This window comes from Vreelandella zhaodongensis (assembly GCF_013415115.1).
In the GTDB taxonomy this organism is placed as follows: domain Bacteria; phylum Pseudomonadota; class Gammaproteobacteria; order Pseudomonadales; family Halomonadaceae; genus Vreelandella; species Vreelandella zhaodongensis.
The window spans coordinates 342,609-359,383 of the sequence record NZ_JACCDD010000001.1; the positions used below are offsets into that span (position 1 = coordinate 342,609).

Here is a 16,775-nt window from a genome sequence, read left to right on the forward strand (position 1 = left end):
CGATGCCGATGCCCCAGGTCCCGTTTGACGACCGTGGGCTTGCGTATGGCGACGGCGTATTTGAAACAGTGCTGCTGCGCGATGGTACCCCTGTACTGTGGGACTATCACTATGCGCGATTAAGGCAAGGCTGCCAGCGTTTGAATATTCCGTTGCCCCCTTTGGAGCAGTTGGCCGCTGCTTGGCAATCTCCGGCTGCGGCTGAGCTGGAAGTGCTCAAGCTGATCCTTACCCGTGGAAGCGGTGGAAGGGGCTACGCGTTGCCTGATGCGTTATCACCACGCTTAATCAGTCGCAGAGTGCCTTTTGTGGCGAATGCCCAGCATTGGCGTCAAGGCGTTAATGTGCGGATTTGCCAGTTGCGTTTGGGTCATCAACCGTTGCTGGCTGGTATTAAGCATCTCAACCGGTTGGAGAATGTGCTCGCCCGTCAGGAGTGGGATGATCAAACGATTGCTGAGGGCTTGCTGGCGGATACTGACGGTTGGTTAGTCGAAGCGACCAGCATGAATGTTTTCTGGCAGCGCAATGGGGAGCTGTTTACTCCTGAGTTAACACAATGTGGCGTCGCAGGCACACTTCGCGCCGCTTTGTTGGATCAAGGCACTGTGCGGGAATCTGCCATTGCACTGGATGCCTTGCGTGATGTTGATCGCCTGTGGGTGGCCAACTCAGTACAAGGCGTTTGGCCAGTTAATACATTACTGAGTGAAACGGGCGAGGTGCTGCACGCTTGGTCGCAGGCTGACCAAGATACGTTGCAGGTGGCTGGCCATCAGCTACTTGGCTATTCGCTCTCGTCCTGTTGAGCAGAATCTTAATTAACGTTATTGAGGTGTCATGGTGAAACGGTTATTGGTTGCCGTGGGTGTCTTAGCAGTGCTGGGGGTGGCCGCTGTTGCTGGTGGCTATGCTTATTGGCAAAACCGCTTGGCCGCACCTATCGCCTTGGATGAGCCCGCTCTCTACCAGGTCCCAGCCGGTGCAGGTTTTAATCAGATCGTTCGAGAACTGGAAAGCCAAGGCTTTATTAACGATGCTTGGGCATTCCGGTTGCTCGCACGAGTTGAGCCGGAGCGTGTGCCGCGGCCGCGTGTTGGCGAGTATCAATTCACCCCGGGCATGAGCGGCCTAGATGTGATGGCGTTATTAGGTAGTAATAACGTGGTGACTTATCCGCTGACTATTCCTGAAGGCTGGACGTTCCGCCAAATGCGTGAGCTCCTGAACAGTGCGCCTAAGCTTGAAAACCGAACTGCGGATATGACCGACGAAGCGATTATGTCGCTACTTGACCGCGAAGGTACCTTTCCTGAGGGGTGGTTTTTTCCAGATACCTACCGCTATCACTTAGGGATGAGCGATGTCGATATTCTGCGTCAAGCGCTTTCCCGCATGGAGCGGATTTTGGAAGAGGTGTGGGACGCACGTGATGACGATCTGACCATCGATACGCCTTACGAAGCGCTCATTATGGCATCGCTCATTGAGCGCGAGACAGGCGCACCGGAAGAGCGCCGAGAGATCGCGGGGGTTTTCAAACGTCGTATGCAGCAAGGTATGCGCCTGCAGACAGACCCAACGATCATCTATGGCATGGGTGAGCGCTATGAAGGGCGTATTACCCGCGCGGACATACGCGAGGCCACCCCGTATAACACCTATGTTATTGACGGCATGCCGCCAACGCCCATCGCGATGCCTGGGCGTGCCTCTCTTGAGGCCGCGGTGAATCCTCTGCCGGGTGAAACGCTTTACTTTGTCTCTCGTGGTGATGGTACGCATCATTTTTCGCGTACACTTCGTGAGCACAATAATGCGGTTAATCGCTATATTCGTAATCGGTGATTGGCTTAAATGATTGTTTGATAATCGTCTTTTGAATTACATTTAGTAAGGGGCTTCAATGAGCAAGCGCGGACGCTTCATTACTCTGGAGGGTGGTGAGGGAGTCGGAAAATCTACCAACATGGCGTTTGTAGAGGCTTGGCTGAAAGAGCAGGGGCTAGACGTAGTGCGTACTCGTGAGCCTGGGGGGACGCCCCGCGCTGAAGCGATTAGAGGATTGCTGCTTGATCCCTCTTTCGATGAGCCCTTGCACAGTGATGCAGAGTTGCTATTAATGTTTGCTGCGCGAGCTCAGCATCTAGCGCAAAAAATAGTGCCTGCCCTTGAACGTGGTGCCTGGGTGATCTGTGATCGTTTTACCGATGCTACCTTTGCGTACCAGGGCGGCGGCCGCGGTATCGAGTCAGATCGTATTGCTCAACTTGAGCAGTTCGTACAAAAAGGCCTCTCCCCTGATCTAACGCTATTATTAGATATGTCACCTGACGCTGCGAAAGAGCGCCTTGAGGGGCGTTTGCTAGATCAGCAAACCCAGCGTGATCGTTTTGAACAAGAGCAAATAACCTTTTTCGAAGCAGTACGGCGCGCATACTTAGCGCGTGCTGCTGCAGCCCCTCAGCGCTTTGCAATTATTGATGCTGGGCAGCCGCTTGCCCGCGTTCAAGAAGCGCTTGCTCAAACCTTGGCAGAACGGGTTACTGCATGGCAATAGCAGAGGCGCTGCCTTGGCACCATGCCACATGGCAGCAGTTGATTCGTTTAGCCAGCGAGGGACGACTGCCCCACGCGCTGCTGATTAGTGGTGCCCACGGGGTGGGCAAGCAGCAGCTGGCGGAGGCCTTAATTGCTCGAACGCTCTGCGCACAGCCCAGTGAATATGCCTGCGGTCACTGTCATAGCTGTGCCATGCTAGCCTCAGGGTATCACCCAGATTTGATGCGAATTTCTCCTGAAGAAGGGAAGCGCCAGATTCGGATTGATCCTATCCGTGAGGTCAATCGCTTTGTGTCTCAAACCGCGCAGCAGGGCGGCTATCGTGTGATCGTGATCTCTCCCGCTGAAGCAATGAACATTGCAGCGGCAAACGCATTACTCAAAAGTCTTGAGGAGCCCGGCGATAAAACACTGTTTATTTTACTATCGGATGTGCCTTCGCGCACGCTGCCAACGATTCGCTCCCGCTGTCAGCAGTGGCCCCTGCCTAGTGTGCCTTTTGAATCCTGCCAAGGGTGGTTGACTGAAAAGTTGGGTAGCGACGAAGCGCACTTTTGGTGGCAGGTATCGGGCGGGCTGCCGCTGCTTGCTGTTGAGTTAGCAACGCCAGAGGAGCGAGCTCTTCGTCACCAGATTCACGATAGTTTCGAGCAATTAGTGCGTGGCGCTGAGCCTGTTTCAGAAGCTGCTAGGCTTGACCGTCAGGCCATTGATGCCATCTTGTGGTACGGTATCGCCTGGCTTGAAGATTTGATCCGGCTGGGCCTGTCTGGCGAAACCACAGCGCTTCATAACCCTGATTTAGAGCCGTTATACCGTCAAGCCATGAAAAATGGTCGGGTACAGGACTGGTTTCGACTGTTGGACTATGCCCGAGAGCAACGCCGCTTATTCGCCGTTGGTGCTAACCCGAACCCTCAGCTGGTGTTAGAAGCGTGGCTGGTGCGCTGGTCGACGCTGCTTCGTTCCTAGGGGCTTTGCCAACGGGCTTTTCGCAACGAGGCTGTTATGACGGTTCAAAAAGCACTTGCTTTGACAATACCGGATATACCGACGCTGCTTTCCGCGTATATGCCTTTTCTGGATAGGGGCGGTATTTTTGTTCCGACCAAAGCGCCCTATAAGCTTGGTCAGCAGGTTTATCTGTTGCTGGCATTACCAGGGGAGAGTGAGCGCCTCTCTATCACCGGGCATGTGGTGTGGGTGTCTCCTGAAGGTGTGAGTGGGCGACGAATGCCTGGTATTGGTGTTCATTTCAGTCAGCAGAACCACGCAGTACGCGATCGAATTGAGACGTTGCTGGCGGGGCAGTTAGATAAAGCACCTCCCTCTTTTACGCTTTGATAGAACTAATACACTTCGATGGTACCGAGTTAGCACCGCAATAGCACTGAACAAGGCCTACCCCTTTATCTGTTTACGAGAATTTAAGAGAGCTGCATGTTTGTCGATTCCCACTGTCATTTAGACCGTTTATCTGAGCAAACTCATGATGGCGATATTGCCGCAACGCTGGCGGCCGCTCGCGCAGCCAACGTGAGCCAATTCTTGGCCATTGCGGTGACACTTGAAGATATGCCTGAGTTGGCGGCGATTGCCCGAGAGCACCACGACGTGGTTATTTCGGCTGGGCTGCATCCGCTGCATCCGCTGCATCAGGCCCCGAAAGAGCCAAGCGTAAGCGATATTGTTGATGCTGCTGAGCAGTACGGTGCAGTCGCTATTGGTGAAACAGGTCTGGATTATCACTATCGGGATAACGTGCCTGTGGCGGTTCAGCACGAGCGCTTTAAACGCCACTTAATGGCGGCTAATGAGCTGGAATTGCCGGTTATTATTCATACTCGTGAAGCGAAAGAAGACACGTTAGCACTGCTGCGCGAGCACACTAATCCAGACGTAGGTGGTGTATTGCACTGCTTTACTGAGGATTTAGATATGGCTCGTGAAGCTGTACGGCTTGGGTTCTATATTTCGTTATCGGGTATTATTACGTTCCGCAATGCTGCGTCGCTTAGAGAGATAGCAAGAAAGCTACCTCTCGATCGGCTGCTTATTGAAACCGATAGCCCCTATCTGGCACCTGTTCCTTATCGCGGAAAGCCCAACGAGCCTGCCTGGGTGGTTGAAGTGGCAGAGTGTATCGCTAAGGAGCGGGGTATCAGCGTTGATGAAGTAGCGATGCAAACCACCGCCAACTTTTATCACCTATTCCGCGCTGCTGTGCCCGATGCGCCTGATAACGTAAAGGAAGCGTTAGCGCAGTCAGGTTTAGTGGTATAAGAGCTGAACGCACAGCCAGGGAGGTAAGCGATGAATATTGATCGGCTTATGCAGCAATTTAACGGTTCGGCGACGATTCCCCCCGTTGAACAGTGGCAGCCGGCCTTGAGTGGCGATATTGATATCGTTATCCAGGCTGATGGCACGTGGTTGCATGAAGGAAAGCCGTTTGCGCGCCTTGCCATACCGCGGTTGTTAGCGAGTCTATTACGACGTGATACCGATGGGTATTGCCTGGTAACGCCGGTTGAGCGCTGGCGTGTCACGGTGATTGATTGCCCATTCGTAGCGGTAGAAGCAGACTTCCACGATGATGCCTGGTGGTTAAAGACCCAGTTTGACGACGTCGTTCGTGTGGATGCAGAGCATCCCCTAAGTCTCTCCAAAACGCCAGAGGGCGACCTTGCGCCTGAGTGTACCGTTCGCTTTGGATTAGCGGCACGCTTGCATCGCAATGTGTATTACCGATTGGTAGAGCTGGCCACGCTGCACGAAGAAGAGAACGGAGAGTGCCAATGCCGACTCTATAGCGCGGGGTCTTGGCATGTATTAGGTCAGTTTACTGCCAATGGTGCGATGCCAGGCGAGGCCACGTGAAGTTAACCGCTGAACAGCAAGCCGTTGTCCATCATGGTGAAGGGCATGCACGCGTCGCCGCAGTTGCTGGTGCTGGCAAAACCACCACCATGGCAGCAAGGGTGCTTCACTTGCTGGCGTCCGGTGTCTCTCCGAAACGGATGCTAGTGCTGATGTTCAACCGCTCAGCCCGAGACGATTTTCAGCGCCGTTTGGTTAGTATGACTCCCAAAGGACAGCCATTGCCTGATGTGCGCACCTTTCACTCCCTTGGTCATCGGTTGACGCAGAGCCTTTGTCGCTGGGGCGCACTCGCGCCAAGACGTCTACTATCTGCCGACTGGCAGTTAGAGCGTCTTTTACGCCAAGCCAGCCTGAATGTACTTAGCGGTGAGGTCGAGCGGCGTGATGCCGCACTGGAAGGGGATCGGCTAGAAGCGCTTGCCCATTTCTGTGGGTTGGTAAAAGCGGAAATGCTATCTGCGGATGCGCTCTACAAACGACTTAATTACGAGCCGGATACTGACTACTTTCCCAGGGCGTTTGATGAGGCCGAACGGCTGCTGCATGCCGAAGGCGTCATGACCTATGCCGATTTGCTATATCGCCCCCTACAAGCTTTGGAAGCAGACCACTCGTTACGTGGTCGCGTTGAAGGCTTCCTTGATCATGTCATCATTGATGAATATCAGGATATTAATACTGCTCAGCAGCGGTTGCTCGCCGTGCTGGCGGGCTCCAATGCTAATGTGATGGCGGTTGGTGATGCGAATCAGTGCATCTACGAATGGCGTGGCGCGCGTCCTGATACCATGCTGGAAAACTTTACGGCGATGTTTGGCAGCGCTACTGACTATCCGCTTTCCATTACGTTTCGCCATGGCCACGCGCTAGCGCTAACCGCTAACCATGCCATTATGGCTAACCAGCGTCGTCCGGATCAGCTCTGTTTAGCGGATTCTAATAACCCTGAAACCCACATATCCGTCGGGCAGGGCAGCCGACTGCTGCTCGATGCCTTGGTCGATTGGCAGGCGCAGGGACGCGCACTGAGTGATGTTAGCTTGCTGGTACGTAGCTGGGCGCTTTCGGTGCCCTTTCAGCTGGCGCTGTTACAGGCGGGTATTCCGTTTCGTCTACAGCGAGAAGATCGTTTTGTTTTTCGACTCCCCCTAGTGCAGGCATTGGCAGGCTATTTGAAACTGTCTCGTCGCCCAGAGCTGTTGCGCGATCCCGAGCAACTGTTGTTGCTTCTGTCGCAGCCAACCCCTTTTGTCGCCCGCGAGGGGCTTCAGCGGTTAGCCTATCAGCTGGCCAGCACCCAGCGCTGGCCAGAGCGCCACGAACCGGTGCTAACCTCCCTCAAGCCGCTACAACGTCGCACGCTCAAAAAACGCTGGGCGCTGCTATGCGAACTCCCCAAATTGGGTGCCTGGCCGCCTGCGAAGCTGCTGAGCCATGTGGTGGAGACGATTGATGCGGAAAAAACCCTAAAACGAGCAGCCGCAAGGCGCGACAAGGGCGAAGAGGACGTTCGCCTACTGGACGTGCTGATTGAGCAGGCCGATAGCGTGAAAGATCCAGACGCGTTTATCGAGCTGCTGGAGCGTCCAGTAGAAAATCAAGCGGGCGGCGTTCTGATTAGCACGGTTCACGGAGCCAAAGGCCTAGAATGGCCGTTGGTCGCCGTCGCCGGGGTAAACGAAGAGGATTTTCCGCACTACAGCCGCGATAACCCGCTTAATGATGAGCGGCTAGAAGAAGAGCGGCGGCTGTTTTATGTCGCGATTACGCGCGCCCAAGAGCAGCTGCTGGTATTGCATGATGGTGGAGTTCACCGGCCTAGTCGCTTTATTGCGGAAAGTGCCTGGCAGGACAGCCTGCGTATGGCGTCATGTCTGTCGCGTCAAGATCCTCCCGAAACGGCTGTGCAAGTCACATCGCCGAGCTTGGTGAGACGCTATCTTGAGCGATTAGGGCGAACGGATATTGAGCTAGCAGCGCCACAGGTCAATGAAGCGGCGGCAGGCTATCAGGACGATACGCATTTTTATCCAGGGCAACGCTTGATGCATGCCGTGTTTGGAGAAGGGGAGGTGGCATCGGTGGAAGGCAACCCCTCCGACCCGGTCATCGATGTGCGCTTTGCTCAGGCAGGTCGGCGTCGTCTAATTGCCCGGCGTGCGCCGATCGAGCGAATAGAGCCGCCAGCGCAGCCAGCATAACTGGCCGCGCAGGATAACTATCTAGCAGAGCAGAGCGGTTTACATATTGGGATAGTTAGGCCCGCCGCCGCCTTCTGGTGCTACCCAGGTAATATTTTGGGCTGGGTCTTTAATATCGCAGGTTTTGCAGTGGACGCAGTTCTGGAAGTTTATCTGGAAGCGTGGCTTGCCTTGATCATCTTCCACCACTTCATAAACCCCCGCAGGGCAGTAGCGTTGGGCCGGTTCTGCATAGGTTGGCAGGTTGTCGCGAATTGGCAGCTCTGGGTCTGCAAGGCGCAGATGGCAGGGCTGGTCTTCTTCGTGGTTCGTGTTGGACAAGAAGACAGACGTCGATTTATCAAAGGAAAGCTTACCGTCGGGCTTCGGGTAATTAATTTTTTCGAACTCAGAGGCAGGCTTCAGTGCGCCGTGATCGGTGGTGGTGTCGTGAACATTAGGCAGCTTATTGCCCAGTAATTGATTGGCGAAGTTATAAGCACCGCCGCCTACCGTGCCATATTTATGGATAGCAGGGCCAAAGCTTGCGCTCTCTTTCAGCTCCTCATAGGCCCAGCTGGCTTCCCACTTCTCAGTGAAGCTAGCTAGCTCCTGAGCACCTTCATCGCCACCTTTAATGGCCTCAAAGACGCTCTCAGCAGCCACCATGCCGGATTTCATGGCGGTATGCAGTCCCTTGATTTTGGCAAAGTTCAGTGTGCCCGCATCGCAGCCAATCAATAGGCCACCAGGGAACGTCATTTTCGGTAGGCAATTAAAGCCGCCTTTCGTAATGGCGCGCGCGCCATAGGCAACTCGTTTGCCGCCTGCTAAATACTGGCTAAGCACCGGGTGATGCTTCATGCGCTGGAATTCGTCAAAAGGTGACAGCCAGGGGTTCTTATAGCCAAGATCCATAATAAGGCCAACGACGACCTGCTGGTTTTCCGCGTGATAAAGGAACCAACCGCCGTGAGTGTCTTTTTCAAGCGGCCAGCCCGAGCCGTGAAGCACAAGCCCTGGTTCATGTTTATCGGCGGGAACATCCCACAATTCTTTTAAGCCAATTCCGTAATGCTGTGGGTCGCGGCCGGCATCCAGCGAGAACTCTTTGATTAACCGTTTACCCAGGTGGCCGCGAGCACCTTCGGCAAATAGCGTGTACTTGGCACGTAGCTCCATACCTGGCATATGGCCATCTTTGGGTGTGCCGTCTGCGCTGACGCCCATGTCGCCAATGAGAATGCCACGTACTGCATCGTCTTCGATAATCACTTCCTGGGCAGCAAAGCCAGGGAAAATTTCCACCCCAAGGGCCTCGGCTTGCTCGGCCAGCCAGCGACACAGGTTGCCTGCGCTAATCACATAGCGGGTAAGTTCTCCGCCGGTGTTATGCATGCTTTTCGGTACAAGGGCATTAGGAATTTTTTGCGCTTTCTGCGCATCTTTCAGCAGATAAACATCGTCACGAACGGCCGGCGTGTTGAGCGGTGCGCCGCGCTCTTCCCAATCAGGAAATAGTTCTGCCAGTGCGCGAGGCTCAAAGACAGCGCCAGAAAGAATATGGGCGCCGACTTCGGAGCCTTTTTCTACCACACAAACCGTCAATTCTTGTTCCGCTTGGTTCGCCTGTTGCATTAGACGACAAGCGGAAGCTAGGCCAGAGGGGCCAGCACCAACAATGACTACATCGAAGTCCATGACATCGCGTTCAACATTTTCCACCCGGCTTCTCCTTATTCTCATAAGTGCCATTATTTACCAAAACTAGCCTGTGTGAACGTCAAATGAGCGTTATAAGAACTAGCTTATAAAAAGATGGCCTTAATTTTAAACGGTCGTTTGCTTCTGGTTATGCTCCATGATAGGCATAATACCCTGGTGAGGTCACCCCTACGATGGCAAAAGCACCATTTATCCATGGAGTTTGCATCACTGCTACGACCAAGGCCGTAGTTAATCGGTGTTGTCGCTAGTCACTAGGTTGTGGCAAATTGATAGGGTTTTTCATTTACAGACCTATCAAACGCTTGCATGAATTTTTAAGGTGTCGTTTTAAATTAACGTCGCCCCTATTGAAGCGGCATCAGTTGTTACGATGCCGGGACAGGCTAACGGCTTCCATCACAAGCCAAGCGAGGAATCTATGAAAGTACTCGTCGCGGTTAAACGCGTCATCGACTATAACGTCAAAATCCGCGTGAAAGCGGACAACTCTGACGTTGATCTTACCAACGTCAAAATGGCGATGAACCCCTTCTGCGAAATTGCTGTAGAAGAAGCGGTGCGCCTTAAAGAGAAGGGTGTTGCGACAGAAGTCGTGGCCGTTACCGTAGGCCCTAAGGCGGCGCAAGAGCAGTTACGAACCGCTCTGGCGCTTGGGGCAGACCGTGCTATTCATATTGAAACCGACGAGCGGGTTGAATCGCTTGCGGTGGCCAAGTTACTGGCTAAAGTTGTTGACGAAGAGCAGCCTGGTTTGGTGATTCTCGGTAAGCAGGCCATCGATACCGACAACAACCAAACGGGTCAGATGCTTGCTGCGTTGACCAACCTTCCTCAGGGTACTTTTGCCTCTGAGGTTGCTGTTGACGGTGACAAGGTGAATGTCACTCGGGAAATCGATGGTGGTCTGCAAACCGTTGCGCTTTCTCTGCCCGCTATCGTTACCACCGATTTGCGTTTGAACGAGCCGCGTTACGCGAAGTTACCCGACATCATGAAGGCCAAGAAGAAGCCTCTGGACGCCAAAACGCCCGCTGATTACGGCGTTGAAGTGGCCTCCAAGGTTAGCCTGCTCAAGGTGGAATCCCCGGCAGAGCGTAAGGGCGGTGTCAAAGTCGCCTCAGTAGATGAATTGATCGACAAACTGAAAAACGAAGCCAAAGTGCTTTAATAGGAGCTGATCTCATGAGCATTCTGGTACTTGCCGACCTCCATGAAGGTCAGTTGGCGGGCGCGACCGCCCATGTGGTGGCTGCTGCCAAAGCGATTGGTGGTGATATTGACGTGCTGGTTGCCGGTGAAGGCGTCCAGGCAGCCGCTGATGCTGCCGCAAAGCTTGATGGCGTAAGCAAAGTCCGCGTCGCTGATAACGCGGTATACGCCCATCAGCTGGCTGAGCCAATGGGAGCGTTGCTGGTAGAGCTGGCTGGCGATTACAGCCACGTACTGGCTAGCGCCTCTACCACAGGCAAAAACGTACTGCCGCGCTTGGCTGCCTTAAAAGATGTTAGCCAGCTGTCCGACGTGATTGGCGTTGAGAGCGCTGATACTTTCCTGCGTCCCATCTATGCGGGCAACGCCATCGCCACAGTAAAAAGCGACGATGCACTGAAAGTCATGACTGTGCGTACTACCGCGTTTGACGCGGTCGAGAGCACGGGCAGTGCCTCGGTAGAAGCGGTAGAGGTGGTGGTCGAAAATGGTCAGTCTAGCTTTGTTAAGCAAGAGCTGGCGCAATCCGATCGCCCAGAACTTGGTGGTGCCAAAGTCGTGGTTTCCGGTGGTCGCGGAATGGGCAACGGCGAAAACTTTAAGCTGCTCGACGGTATTGCTGACAAACTGGGTGCCGCCATTGGCGCATCACGAGCTGCCGTAGACGCAGGGTTTGTACCCAACGATATGCAGGTTGGCCAAACCGGTAAGATTGTAGCGCCTGAGCTGTATATTGCCGTGGGTATTTCCGGCGCGATTCAGCACTTGGCAGGCATGAAAGACTCTAAAGTGATCGTTGCGATCAACAAAGACGAAGAAGCACCTATCTTCCAAGTTGCTGACTATGGGTTGGTGGGCGATCTCTTCGAGATTCTTCCGGAGCTTGAAAGCAAGCTATAAACCACTGAATCTTAACTGGCTAAAAGCCGACTTCGCCAGAAGTCGGCTTTTTTATTGGCGATGAATTCGATAAACTGCCAATAGTTGACTAAGGTACTGGGGTATATGACGTACCGGATATAAATAATCGCTGTTCACGGTAATAAAAATGGCCGTGATGGTTGAAAAAGGTGGGGTAAGACCACACTTAGTTAAGTGAACGCAACAAAAGCCACTTAAGGAGAAGTTAGCATGGCACATACACTTCCAGAATTACCGTACGCCTATGATGCGCTTGAGCCGAACATTGATGCGATGACGATGGAGATTCACCACTCTCGTCACCACAACACTTACGTCACCAGCCTAAATGCTGCGCTTGAAGGCACGGGTCTTGAAGACGTGCCGGTAGAAGAGCTGGTTGCGAATCTTGACCGTGTACCTGAAGAGAAGCGTCAAGCTGTCATCAATCACGGTGGCGGCCATGCCAACCACTCTATGTTCTGGCAAATGATGTCACCGAATGGCGGCGGCCAGCCCCAGGGTGATGTGGCAAAAGCCATTGATGCTGAGCTAGGTGGCCTTGACGCCTTCAAGGAAGCTTTCAAGAAAGCGGCATTGGGTCGTTTCGGTAGCGGTTGGGCATGGCTCTCCGTTACACCTGAGAAAAAGCTGGTCGTTGAAAACACACTGAACCAAGACAGCCCGCTAATGCACGGCAACACGCCGGTATTAGGTCTGGATGTTTGGGAGCATGCTTACTATCTGAAGTTCCAAAACAAACGTCCTGATTACGTAGAAGCTTTCTTCAACGTAATTAACTGGGAAGATGTTGAGCGTCGTTACCAGGCTGCTATCGCCTAAATTCACGTGCTGTGAGAAAGGCGCCAAGCTAGTTGGCGTCTTGTATAAAAACCGCCTCCCTTTGGGAGGCGGTTTTTTTTTTGGAATGGGCATGTGAGAGGGCGTCTGAACGAGCGATTGGAAGGGGCTTGGGAAGGGGGATGAGAGGGTGCTTGGAAGGGTGCCTGAAGCCGTTCTTGGAACTGTTTTTTAAGCAGCTCCGCCGGTGCTGCTGGGTATGATATTGGGTAAGAGCTGTCAATAACCTGTGGATGAAAAATACCATATATGCTTGAATTGATTTTCTCATGGTCTATATATAGTATGCGTTGTGTCTTCCAGAGAGGGCGAGCACAAGATGTGCTCTACCCGAAAAACACCGCTATGAAAAGGAAAAAATAGCCATGGATATCCAAATTTATAGCAAGCCTGCTTGTGTTCAATGCACCGCTACCTACCGTGCGCTGGATAAGCAGGGTCTAGAATATACCGTTATCGATATTACTGCTGAAAGCGGTGCCCAAGAGCAAGTGGAAGCGCTGGGTTATCGCCAGTTACCGGTCGTCGTCGCGGGTGAAGATCATTGGTCCGGTTTCCGCCCTGACCGCATTCAAGCACTAGCGTAAAACGTCGCTATGCAAACCGCTGATGTGGAAGCTGAGCGTGCTGTTTCGTTGGTTTATTTTTCCACTAAGTCAGGCAATACCCACCGTTTTATACAAAAGCTTGGCTTAAGCGCCCAGCGGCTGCCGCTAAACCGCGAAGATCCAACGCCACGCGTAGAGCAGCCCTACATATTAGTGACACCTACCTATGGTGGCGGCTATGCCGAAGGGGCAGTGCCGGGGCAGGTGATCCGGTTTTTAAACGATGAGCACAATCGACACCTCATGCGGGGTGTTATTGCCGCTGGAAATACGAATTTTGGTGAAGCGTACGGGTTGGCAGGGCGAATCATTGCCCAAAAGTGCCAAGTGCCGCTGCTTTATCGATTTGAACTGTTTGGCACTGACGACGATGTCGCCAAGGTCCGCAAAGGAGTAGAAGAGTTTTGGAAACGTCAAGCTCAGTCTCTAACAACGTAGCCTCTAACAACGTCGCTACAAAAAACTCGGCAGAAACAAAACGGCCTACTGCGGGGGCATCCGAGGCGCGTACTTTGGACTACCATGCGCTCAACGCGATGCTGAACCTATACGGTGCCAACGGTGAATTGCAGCTCGATAAAGATCGCGAAGCCGCCCGTCAGTATTTCCTGCAGCACGTTAACCAAAACACCGTGTTCTTCCACTCGTTGGAAGAAAAGCTCGATTACCTAGTAGAAGAGCAGTACTACGAGGCAGACATGCTGGCTCAGTACAGCTTTGCCTTTATCAAAGCGCTGTTCGAGCAGGCATACGCCTATAAATTTCGTTTCCCGAGCTTCTTGGGTGCTTTCAAGTATTACACTAGCTACACGCTGAAAACGTTTGACGGTAAGCGTTACCTTGAGCGCTATGAAGACCGCGTTTGCATGGTGGCGTTGACGCTGGCGCGTGGCGATGAGGCATTGGCCAAGTCACTGGTTGATGAAGTGATTAGCGGTCGTTTTCAGCCAGCTACGCCGACTTTCCTGAACTGCGGTAAACAGCAGCGCGGCGAGCTGGTTTCCTGCTTCCTGCTGCGTATTGAAGACAACATGGAGTCGATTGGTCGCTCGATTAACTCAGCGCTCCAGCTCTCCAAGCGCGGCGGCGGCGTTGCCTTCTTGTTGACGAATATTCGTGAGTCCGGCGCGCCCATTAAGCGTATTGAGAACCAGTCGTCGGGCATTATCCCGATCATGAAGCTGTTGGAAGATGCCTTCTCTTATGCTAACCAGCTGGGCGCGCGCCAGGGTGCCGGTGCGGTCTATCTGAATGCTCACCACCCCGATATTCTGCGTTTTCTCGACACTAAGCGTGAAAATGCCGATGAAAAAATCCGTATTAAAACGTTGTCGCTGGGCGTGACGATTCCGGATATTACCTTCGAGCTAGCCAAGCGCAACGACGACATGTACCTGTTCTCTCCCTATGATGTTGAGCGGGTTTATGGCGTGCCGTTTGGTGATATCAGCGTGACCGAGAAGTACCATGAAATGGTTGCTGATGCGCGCATCCGTAAGCACAAAATTAATGCGCGTGCGTTCTTCCAAACCCTGGCTGAATTGCAGTTCGAATCGGGCTACCCGTATATCATGTTTGAAGATACGGTCAACCGTGCGAACCCGATTGCCGGTCGTATCAATATGAGCAACTTGTGCTCTGAAATTCTCCAGGTGAATACGCCCACCGAGTACGACGACGATCTTGGCTATCGTCAGATCGGTCAGGACATCTCCTGTAATCTTGGCTCGATGAACATCGCTAAAGTGATGGACTCAGGCGATATTGGCACCAGCGTTGAGATTGCCATTCGTGGCTTGACCGCGGTTTCTGAGATGAGCAACCTGCGCAGTGTACCTTCCATTGCGGAAGGTAACGCCAAGTCTCGAGCCATTGGCCTCGGGCAAATGAACCTGCACGGTTTCCTGGCGCGCGAACACATTTATTACGGTTCAGAAGAGGGCTTGGACTTTACCAATCTCTACTTCTACTGCGTGGCGTTCCATGCGATTCGTGCGTCTAACCAGCTGGCGATTGAGCACGGCGAAGCCTTTGCCGGGTTTGAGGACTCCACCTACGCATCGGGCACGTTCTTTGATAAGTACACCGATCAAGCATGGCTGCCGCGCACCGAGAAAGTGCGTCACCTGTTCGAGCGTAGTGGTATTGCACTACCTACCCAGGACGAGTGGCAGGCGCTAAAGGCCTCGGTGATGGCGCACGGGCTGTATAACCGTAACTTGCAGGCGGTGCCGCCCACGGGCTCTATCTCATACATCAATCACTCCACCTCCAGTATTCACCCGGTGGCAGCGAAAATTGAGATCCGTAAAGAGGGCAAGCTGGGGCGTGTGTACTATCCGGCGCCATTCTTGAATGAGGCGAACTTCGATTATTTCCAGGATGCCTATGAAATTGGCCCTGAGAAAATTATCGATACCTATGCGGAAGCGTCTAAACACGTTGATCAGGGGCTTTCGTTGACGCTGTTCTTCCCTGATACCGCCACCACGCGGGATATCAACAAAGCGCAAATTTACGCGTGGCGTAAGGGCATCAAGACGCTTTACTACATCCGTTTACGCCAGAGCGCGCTTGAAGGTACGGAAGTAGAAGGCTGCGTCTCCTGCTCGCTGTAATCGTATATCGCTTTTATTAGATCATGTTGGTGAGAGAATTCTGATGACCACTATGCAACGCTTATCGCGGGTCGATGCGATCAACTGGAACCGCCTTCAGGACGATAAAGACCTGGAAGTGTGGAACCGCCTGACCAGCAATTTCTGGCTGCCAGAAAAAGTGCCGCTCTCCAACGATATTCAGTCGTGGAATACGCTGACACAGCAGGAAAAACAGCTGACGATTCGCGTGTTCACTGGCCTGACGCTGCTCGATACGATCCAGAGCAGTGTGGGCGCGCCAGTATTAATGGAAGATGCACGCACACCCCATGAAGAGGCGGTTTACACCAATATCGCCTTTATGGAGTCGGTGCATGCGCGCTCTTACAGCTCGATTTTCTCGACACTGTGCGCGACGCGTGATGTAGATGATGCGTTTCGCTGGAGTGAGGAGAACCCGACACTGCAGGCGAAGTCTGAGTTGATCCTTGAGCGCTACCGCTCTGACGACCCGCTAATGCGTAAAGTAGCTAGCGTTTTCCTTGAGTCGTTTCTGTTCTACTCGGGTTTCTACCTGCCGATGTACTGGTCGAGCCACGCCAAGCTGACCAACACGGCTGATCTGATTCGTTTGATCATTCGTGATGAAGCCGTGCACGGCTACTACATTGGCTACAAGTTCCAGCAAGCGCTGGCAGAAGCCACGCCCGAGCGCCAGCAAGAAGTGAAAGACTACGCTTATGAGCTGCTGCTAGAACTTTACGACAACGAAGTGCGCTACACCGAATCTCTCTATGATGAGGTAGGCTTGACGGAAGACGTGAAGAAATTCCTTCACTACAACGCCAACAAAGCGCTGATGAACCTCGGGTTTGAGCCGCTATTCCCTAGTAGCGTCACCGACGTCGACCCGACCATTATGGCGGCACTTTCTCCGAGTGCTGATGAAAACCACGACTTCTTCTCCGGCTCCGGCTCTTCCTACGTGATCGGCAAGGCCGTCGCCACCGAGGACGACGACTGGGCGTTTTGAGCATATCGACGGCGGTTTCAGCTACATTATTAGCTTAATAAAGAAAGGAGGACGCGGTGCCGGAAGAGAGGCAAAAAAACTGCCATTGGCACCGCCAACCAAATAGCAGGTTGTGGTTGCTGCTTAGACACGTTTTCCCGATATCTTTACTTCAGGGCGCCACTAGGCGTCCTTTTTTATTGGGGGGGGGCGGTCGGCGTCGAAACACCAT

At 53.2% G+C, this 16,775-nt stretch carries 16 protein-coding genes; 15 read left to right on the forward strand and 1 reads right to left on the reverse strand.

Features of this window, described 5'->3' with window-relative positions; all coding sequences use genetic code 11:
• Positions 1-2: 2 nt before the first annotated feature.
• The 8 genes from pabC (at position 3) to HZS79_RS01530 (ending at position 7,646) form a co-directional block, all read left to right on the forward strand.
• Positions 3-809, forward strand: coding sequence for an aminodeoxychorismate lyase (pabC, locus tag HZS79_RS01495; RefSeq protein WP_162217608.1), 807 nt, complete (start codon positions 3-5; stop codon positions 807-809).
• Positions 810-840: 31 nt separating this feature from the next.
• On the forward strand, positions 841-1,848 hold the full coding sequence (gene mltG, locus HZS79_RS01500) for an endolytic transglycosylase MltG (RefSeq protein ID WP_179926876.1): 1,008 nt from the start codon (positions 841-843) through the stop codon (positions 1,846-1,848).
• Between the two features lie 58 nt (positions 1,849-1,906).
• Complete coding sequence (tmk, locus tag HZS79_RS01505; RefSeq protein ID WP_162217610.1) at positions 1,907-2,560, forward strand: dTMP kinase; 654 nt, start codon at positions 1,907-1,909, stop codon at positions 2,558-2,560.
• The gene (locus tag HZS79_RS01510; protein ID WP_162217611.1) at positions 2,551-3,534 is read left to right on the forward strand and encodes a DNA polymerase III subunit delta'; all 984 of its coding nucleotides are present in this window, start codon (positions 2,551-2,553) and stop codon (positions 3,532-3,534) included. Before tmk ends, HZS79_RS01510 begins: the two co-directional genes overlap by 10 nt.
• A 36-nt stretch (positions 3,535-3,570) precedes the next feature.
• The gene (locus HZS79_RS01515; RefSeq protein WP_179926877.1) at positions 3,571-3,906 is read left to right on the forward strand and encodes a PilZ domain-containing protein; all 336 of its coding nucleotides are present in this window, start codon (positions 3,571-3,573) and stop codon (positions 3,904-3,906) included.
• A gap of 96 nt (positions 3,907-4,002) precedes the next feature.
• Complete coding sequence (locus HZS79_RS01520) at positions 4,003-4,845, forward strand: TatD family hydrolase (RefSeq protein WP_179926878.1); 843 nt, start codon at positions 4,003-4,005, stop codon at positions 4,843-4,845.
• 30 nt (positions 4,846-4,875) lie between these two features.
• The gene (locus HZS79_RS01525) at positions 4,876-5,442 is read left to right on the forward strand and encodes a DUF1285 domain-containing protein (RefSeq protein ID WP_179926879.1); all 567 of its coding nucleotides are present in this window, start codon (positions 4,876-4,878) and stop codon (positions 5,440-5,442) included.
• Entirely contained in the window at positions 5,439-7,646 is a 2,208-nt protein-coding gene (locus HZS79_RS01530) for a UvrD-helicase domain-containing protein (RefSeq protein WP_179926880.1), read from the forward strand. Before HZS79_RS01525 ends, HZS79_RS01530 begins: the two co-directional genes overlap by 4 nt.
• Before the next feature lie 39 nt (positions 7,647-7,685).
• On the opposite strand, the gene HZS79_RS01535 is transcribed toward HZS79_RS01530, so the two are convergent.
• Entirely contained in the window at positions 7,686-9,350 is a 1,665-nt protein-coding gene (locus HZS79_RS01535) for a 4Fe-4S dicluster domain-containing protein (RefSeq protein WP_179926881.1), read from the reverse strand.
• 421 nt (positions 9,351-9,771) lie between these two features.
• Here HZS79_RS01535 and HZS79_RS01540 point away from each other — a divergent pair, with 421 nt between their 5' ends.
• From HZS79_RS01540 to nrdF, 7 genes are all read left to right on the forward strand, one after another.
• Entirely contained in the window at positions 9,772-10,521 is a 750-nt protein-coding gene (locus HZS79_RS01540) for an electron transfer flavoprotein subunit beta/FixA family protein (RefSeq protein WP_179926882.1), read from the forward strand.
• A 14-nt stretch (positions 10,522-10,535) separates the two neighbouring features.
• Positions 10,536-11,462: an electron transfer flavoprotein subunit alpha/FixB family protein gene (locus tag HZS79_RS01545; protein ID WP_162217618.1), complete on the forward strand. Its 927-nt coding sequence runs from the start codon at positions 10,536-10,538 to the stop codon at positions 11,460-11,462.
• A gap of 231 nt (positions 11,463-11,693) precedes the next feature.
• The gene (locus HZS79_RS01550) at positions 11,694-12,305 is read left to right on the forward strand and encodes a superoxide dismutase (protein ID WP_009722060.1); all 612 of its coding nucleotides are present in this window, start codon (positions 11,694-11,696) and stop codon (positions 12,303-12,305) included.
• 383 nt (positions 12,306-12,688) lie between these two features.
• The gene (nrdH, locus tag HZS79_RS01555; protein ID WP_162217619.1) at positions 12,689-12,910 is read left to right on the forward strand and encodes a glutaredoxin-like protein NrdH; all 222 of its coding nucleotides are present in this window, start codon (positions 12,689-12,691) and stop codon (positions 12,908-12,910) included.
• Positions 12,911-12,919: 9 nt separating this feature from the next.
• Complete coding sequence (nrdI, locus tag HZS79_RS01560) at positions 12,920-13,369, forward strand: class Ib ribonucleoside-diphosphate reductase assembly flavoprotein NrdI (RefSeq protein ID WP_162217620.1); 450 nt, start codon at positions 12,920-12,922, stop codon at positions 13,367-13,369.
• Positions 13,336-15,549 (forward strand): class 1b ribonucleoside-diphosphate reductase subunit alpha, encoded by a 2,214-nt coding sequence (nrdE, locus tag HZS79_RS01565; protein ID WP_179926883.1) that lies wholly within the window; start codon positions 13,336-13,338, stop codon positions 15,547-15,549. Before nrdI ends, nrdE begins: the two co-directional genes overlap by 34 nt.
• Positions 15,550-15,592: 43 nt before the next feature.
• Positions 15,593-16,564 carry a class 1b ribonucleoside-diphosphate reductase subunit beta gene (gene nrdF / locus HZS79_RS01570; protein WP_038485235.1) on the forward strand — a complete coding sequence of 324 codons (972 nt, stop codon included), beginning with the start codon at positions 15,593-15,595 and terminating at the stop codon, positions 16,562-16,564.
• Positions 16,565-16,775 lie beyond the last annotated feature (211 nt).